Source organism: Dietzia sp. SLG310A2-38A2, assembly GCF_014145095.1.
Classification (GTDB): Bacteria; Actinomycetota; Actinomycetes; order Mycobacteriales; family Mycobacteriaceae; genus Dietzia.
On record NZ_JAALDX010000235.1, the window covers coordinates 1 to 4,540 of the forward strand.

3 protein-coding genes and 1 pseudogene are annotated in these 4,540 nt (G+C 67.4%); 2 read left to right on the top strand and 2 right to left on the bottom strand.

The window, feature by feature from the left end; translation table 11 throughout:
* Nucleotides 1-180, top strand: a pseudogene (locus tag G6027_RS18420) (hypothetical protein); the annotation flags it as partial.
* 542 nt (nucleotides 181-722) lie between these two features.
* Here the strand turns inward: G6027_RS18420 and G6027_RS18765 are convergent.
* Nucleotides 723-1,046, bottom strand: coding sequence for a hypothetical protein (locus G6027_RS18765; protein WP_228549012.1), 324 nt, complete (start codon nucleotides 1,044-1,046; stop codon nucleotides 723-725).
* 244 nt (nucleotides 1,047-1,290) lie between these two features.
* The gene (locus G6027_RS08820; RefSeq protein WP_181694353.1) at nucleotides 1,291-1,683 is read right to left on the bottom strand and encodes a hypothetical protein; all 393 of its coding nucleotides are present in this window, start codon (nucleotides 1,681-1,683) and stop codon (nucleotides 1,291-1,293) included.
* Between the two features lie 266 nt (nucleotides 1,684-1,949).
* On the opposite strand from G6027_RS08820, the gene mobF reads away from it, so the two are divergent.
* A partial coding sequence (gene mobF / locus G6027_RS08825; protein WP_241726964.1) for a MobF family relaxase occupies nucleotides 1,950-4,540 on the top strand: 2,591 nt, incomplete at its 3' end.

Genomic DNA, 4,540 nt, shown 5'->3' on the forward strand with positions numbered 1-4,540 from the left:
CTTCGGGACGCGCAGGACGCGCGCGCCGAGGCCGAGCAGGCCGACCGGGCCCGGGTCCGCGCCGAGGCGACCTCGGACACTCTGCGTGAAGTGCTGGACTCACTACGCGATAACACTCGCGAGGCCGGCCCGGCCGGCACACCGTCGACCGCAACTGAACGCCCCGACGAGCGCCCCTGAGAACTGAGTGTCAGAGGTGGCAGCCACACCCCAAGGGCACGACGATCATTCGGGGACGCCGAGCTCGGCGGACCGACTCGAGTCGTAGGTAGGCGGCGTCCACGGCGCCCGCGGCCTGAGGGAGAAGGTGGCACGCAATGTGGGATCTTGGCACGGCGACGTTGGCGGTCGCGGTGGTGGCGGGCGGTGCCCTCGTGCTTCCTCCGACCGCGCGAGGTGTGGGCGGGATGTGCGCGATCATCGGCTTGCTCGGGGTGATGCAGGGGGCGAACGTGGGCGCCGACTCCTCGCGGCGCTGGGGACGCTGGCCTGGTTTATCGGGCACTGGTCGTTCGCGGTCCGCAATGATGCGCGGTACCGGTCACGGTTGGCGCGCGTGGTGATCGACCAGACGCCGCCCGCGGTGGACGCTGCCGCAGTTCTGGGAACTGCGAAAGCGCAAGACGCGCGAGTGACTGAACGCTGACACATCTCTTCCGACCGGAACGAGAAAAGGCCCCGCGGTGTGGCGGGGCCTTTGTTGTGGGTAAGCGTACGTCAGATCAGAACAGCGAAGGTGTATCCAGGGGTGCGGTATTGCCGGATGCGGCGCTGTAGGCGATGGGGTCCCAGCCACCAGAGACTGCGTTGCGGACGGCCAGGGAGCGGGCGTGGCGGTCTTGCCGTCTGAGGGAGGTTCGGATAATTCCGGTGCGTCCGCAGGCGACGGCGTAGTTCAGGTTCGCCGCCTGTGTGGACGGGATCAGGTGATCGGGATCAACGCGCACGCATAGTGGCTCGTTGCAGCGGTGTTCGGCGACGACGCCGGCCAGGTCGATGCCGTCGAGTAGAAGCGCGAACCGGTGCGCTGATTCGGTGCGGCTCACGCCGCCTTCGCGCCAGCTCAAGCGTCCGTACCCATCAACACCGGAGACGGCCCCCGTGAACAGCCAATGTCCGTCGCCGGGGGCTCGTACGACCTTGGCCCAGAACGCGGCGATTGCCTCCGGAGTGGGGGGCAGTGTCGCGCTGTAGGGGCGCGAGTTAGCCGACGGCCCAGACGAGGTGGACCGTGGTTCCAGGTCCAGTCCCGGCAGGGGAACGTCCTCACACCACGGCCCACCGCGGGGATCAGTGGTTGCTGGCACCGTTGCTGTCCGAACTGTCTACAGCCGTGCCCGTCTCAGCGTCTTCGCTCGCACTCCCGGTGCTCTCTGACTCAGACTCGCCGCTGGCTTCGTCGTTGTCGTCCTCGGAGTTTTTTGCGCTGCGGATCGCTGCACCGACGTCGCGGGCAGACAGGCCGGTCATCTCGGCTAGGTCGGACTGGGGGACGCCGAGGCCCCGGAGCTCGATGAGCGCGCCGCCGAGGGTGGCTTCTGCTTCCTCGCGGGCGTCGATCGCGGAGAACACGGCAATAAGCTTGGACTCGCGCTTGCGCGCTCGCTCCAACTCGACGGCCATTGCTTGGCGGGCGCGGGCCCGTGCGGTCTGTGAACGGGAGTCTGTCTTCGCGAGGCCCATACGCTCGACCCTATTGGTCGCCGCTCTCCCCCGCAGTCGCCCACGCTCTGGCTGCCCACGCTCTGGCTGCGGCTGCCCGCCGCAGCTTCCGCACCGCCCCGGCCAGTCGCCCTCCGTGCGTCCGCCACAAAACCCGACTCGCTCTCGCTCCTCTGAACAGTCTTACACAGTAGGCATTACTAATGACGCCTGGAAAACCGCTGGTCACCGACCCGGCCAGCCGCGCCGATAGACGCGCCCAGACGCCCCCGCCTAGACTGGCGTTCATGATGAGCCTGCGGGCGGTGCACGCCGGGACTGGATACCAGTACTTGCTGCGCTCCGTGGCCACCCACGACGCCGACCCGCAAGGGCAAAGCCTGTCGGACTACTACGCCGCCAAGGGCACCCCACCGGGCCGCTGGATCGGCTCCGGACTGACCGGGCTGGCATCCGAGAACGCCATCTCGGGATCGGTCGTCACCGAAGCACAGATGGCCGCACTGTACGGCGAAGGCCTGCACCCGGACACCGACGACCTCATGGAATCAGGGACGCCACTGTCGGCCTGCAAACTGGGCCGCTCCTACTCCCTGTACGCCTCCGGCGTGCCGGTCCTGGCGGCGATCGACGCCGCTGAGAAGGCGTTCGTCTCTGGCGAAGGCAGGCGCCCCACCACGGATGAGAAGGGCCAGATCGCCGAGAGTGTCGGACGCGGTTTCTACACCGAGCAGTTCGGCTACGACCACGCCTCCGGGCGCGACGTCATCGCCTGGGTCAACCGCGAACGAGACAAGGTCCGCCAGGCCGTGGCCGGGTTCGACTTCACCTTCTCCCCGGTCAAAAGTGTCAGCGTCTGGTGGGCAATGGCCGACGAGCACACCGCCTCCCACATCGCGGCGCTGCACCACGAAGCAGTCGCCGAAGCACTCACCTGGGCCGAGAACAATGCGGTGTACACGCGGGTGGGAACCAACGGCATCGAGCAGGTCTCCACCGGCGGGATCGTGGCCAGTGAGTTCACCCATTTCGACACCCGCGGCGGGGACCCGGACCTGCACTCGCACGTATTGATCGCCAACAAAGTGCAAGGCCCCGACGGGCGGTGGCGCACCCTGGACTCACGCGCAATCCACCAGATGCACCAGGCGATCTCCGCCCGCTACGACGCCGTCCTGCACGACCTCATCACCCGCCGAATGGGCGCGCGATTTGTGGCCCACTACCCGCACCGAGACAAGGCGCCCATCTGGGAAGTCGCCGGTATTGACCGCCGCCTGATCGACGCGTTCTCCTCCCGCCGGACCCTGGCCCGTCCGGTCTACGACCGACTGGTCACCGAGTACGTCCAGGCCAATGGTCGCCAACCCTCGCAGCGGGCCGCGTACGCCCTGTGGCAGAAAGCCATCCTCGACACACGCGATGCAAAGAAGCCCGCACAGTCCCTCGATGAGCACCGGCAGACCTGGCACAAGGTGGCCGCCGAGCGCATTGGCCAGGACGCCCTTGCGGCCATGCTCTCCGGCGTCCGAGGTGCCGGCGCAGAGCAGGACCGACCCCTGTACTCAGGCAGCGAACACGCCACCGACGTGGCAACCAAAGCTGTACGCGCGGTGACCTCCCAGCGGGCGCAGTTCCGCCAGTCGCACGTGGACACGGCAGTGTCGACCGTCCTGAAGGGATACCGGTTTGCCTCCGCCGGCGACCTGGAGCAAGCCCACAGCCAGGTCATGGAAGAGGCGATGGGAGCGCACGTCGTGGCCCTGACACCGCCGGAAATGCTGGACCTACCGGAGGCACTGACGGGTGAGTCCGGGGCCGGGGTGGACCGTCACGCCAACTCCCGCAAATACACCACCGCCGCGGTCCTTGAAGCCGAGACACTGACCCTCGAGGCGGCCACCACACCGGTTGCGGTGTTCGCCTCAGGCGCCGACATTGAGCAGGCCCTGGCCCGCCACGAACTCGAGCACGGGTGGGCGCTCAACGCCGGGCAGGCCGCGATGGCGCGTCACCTTCTCACCTCCGGCACGCTCGTTGCCGCCGGAGTTGGCCCAGCCGGTACCGGCAAGACCGCGAGCATGAAACTCCTCGCCCAAACCTGGCAGGACAGCGGGCGAGGTGTCATCGGATTGGCGCCCTCGGCAGCGGCGGCATCCATCCTTTCCGATGAGATCGGTGCGACCTCCCACACCATCGATTCGGTGACCTTCACCTGGCGCGGACTACACCCCAACCAACCGGAGAAGACCCTGTCGGCACTGCCGATCAAGATCGCCCCCGGCGACATGCTCCTGGTCGATGAGGCCGGAATGTCGAGCACCGAAAACCTGGCCGCACTGACAGAGATCGCCACTGAATCGGGAGCTGTTGTTCGGCTCATCGGTGACCCCAAGCAGCTCGCAGCCGTCGAAACCGGCGGACTGTTCGGAGAGGTCGCGCGCACCCCAGGAACGCCCGAGCTGCGCGAGGTCATGCGCATGGGCAGCGACACCGAACAAGCCGCCGCCACACTCTCCCTACGCGAGGGAAACCCCGACGCCCTGGCCCTGTACTCCCAGCGGGGATGGATCACCGGCGGCACCCGCGAGCAGATGCTCACCGAGGCAGTGGAGGCCTACCTCACCGACACAGGTGCCGGCCGAAACTCGTTGATCATCGCCTCGAGGAACACCGACGTCGACACCCTCAACGAGATCATCCGCTCAGGCCGCATCACCGCCGGGATCGTCGACGCATCCTGCGAAACCCGAGTCGCTAGAGGCGACACCATCGGCGTCGGGGACACCGTCATCGCCCGCAAGAACGCCAAGCTCTACACCGAAGACCGCAAGTACCTGGGCCGGGTCATCAACGGGCAACTGTTCACCGTCACCGG

Excerpts from the sequence above, each read along its gene's own strand:
- G6027_RS08820 (WP_181694353.1), bottom strand. The coding sequence starts at position 1,683 with ATGGGCCTCGCGAAGACAGACTCCCGTTCACAGACCGCACGGGCCCGC.